Annotated in this window: 2 protein-coding genes and 1 pseudogene; all 3 read left to right on the top strand. The window is 67.4% G+C overall.

The genetic code is table 11. The annotated features are described in order from the left end of the window. Window positions 1–187: hypothetical protein (locus PLJ28_RS15925; protein ID WP_324590450.1), on the top strand; the 187-nt coding region annotated here is incomplete at its 5' end. A gap of 112 nt (window positions 188–299) precedes the next feature. Beyond that, window positions 300–470, top strand: coding sequence for a ribbon-helix-helix protein, CopG family (locus PLJ28_RS15920; RefSeq protein WP_324590230.1), 171 nt, complete (start codon window positions 300–302; stop codon window positions 468–470). Between the two features lie 326 nt (window positions 471–796). Then, window positions 797–1,482: pseudogene (locus tag PLJ28_RS15915) on the top strand (hypothetical protein); the annotation flags it as partial.

Below are 1,482 nucleotides of genomic sequence, written 5' to 3'. Positions count from 1 at the left end.
TACCTCCGTGCCCACCGTCGAACTCAATACCGCCACCGAACTCACCGACACCGGCGTCTCCGTCATCGCCACCTGGACCTGGGACTCCCCCGACGGCAGCGACATCCCCCAAGAACCCGGCACCCAGCCCCGCATCTACTACTTCGAGTTCACCCAGGAGAACGAAATTCATGACTACAGCTACTGACCCGGCGTGTCATACGTATGAAGTCGATTTCAGAAACTCTAGGGTGGGGACCATGACTACACAGGTCCGTTCTCGTCGCGCAGGACGTCCCTCCAAGGGCGACCGACACGTCATGACCGCCCGTGTTCCCGTCGAGATGGCTGATCTGATCTTCCGTCTAGCCGAGGCACGCGGCATTCCCGCCAGCGACTTCATTGCCGAAGCCGTGCAGGAAAAGCTGGCTCGCACCGATTTGTCCGACGTCGAGATGCAGGAGGAGCTGCCGCTGCAGAAAACCGCCTGATACAGCAGAAGGACCCGCGCCAACGGGTCCTTCCACAGAAATATCTAGTTATCCAACCCTGACCGTTACCGGCTACCAACCACTCGGTCGAGGGTTCTACCTTCCGCGTCCGCCAAGACGCTTCTGGAGGTCTGTTGCTCACTATAGCCGTACCCTCTTCGCGGGGGAAAGTTCCCGCAGCGTGTCACGCTGCGTGGTCTCTCACACATGCGCTCAGCCCGCGCCCGAGCGTGCGCGTGGCCGTGGCCGATGCCAACGGTGTTGTGCTGAACCAGTACGGCTCTCACCGGCGCACCACCGCGGATACTCCGGCACGCCCGTGGGCTGTGTACTTGGCCGGCAGCGACCACCGGTACCGGCTGTTGGCCTTCGACCTCGATGCCAAGACCCCCGGCAGTGCCGCTGCCGCCGCCCGCGATGCCGAGACCCTCGCCGGACTGCTCGACGACGCGGGCCTCTCCCCCGTCGTCTGTGCCTCCGGACCATCCGGCGGCCGCCACGTCTGGGCCGCCCTGGCGGACTCCGTGGAGGCCGAGACCGTGGCCACCCTGGCCCGACTAGCCCGCCACCTATGCCCCACCCTTGACCTGGCGCCGCTCACCAACCCGGCGACCGGTTGTGTGCGGCCCCCGGGTGCCCCCCACCGCGCCGGCGGAACCTCCACCCTCGTCACCGGTGACCTGAATAGCCTTCTAGCACCCACTGGCACCGCTGCCGCTGTCCGGGCCCTAGTCGAACACCTGGCCGCCCTCGTGGGAGCCGCCGAACCGTCCGGCTCCCTCGAGGCGAACCGGCCGGTGCCCTTGGACGATCACGGGCACCCTTACCTGCCCGGTCCCCGCCGCGAGCTGCCCGCCGTCAGCAGGGCTGCCCTCGAGGAAGACGCCTCCTCCGGGGACGCCTCCGCGGTGCTCTGGCGCGTGCTCATCGGTGCGGCCGCCGCCCGGTGGAAGCATGCCGATGTCGCGGCCCTGGTGCCCACGAGCCCCGGCCTGGAGCACCTGCGCTCCCA

The sequence above is a fragment of the Citricoccus sp. genome (assembly GCF_035445025.1).
Classification (GTDB): Bacteria; Actinomycetota; Actinomycetes; order Actinomycetales; family Micrococcaceae; genus Citricoccus.
The sequence above is the reverse complement of the archived record's forward strand: the minus strand, read 5'-3'. Positions and strand labels throughout refer to the sequence as shown.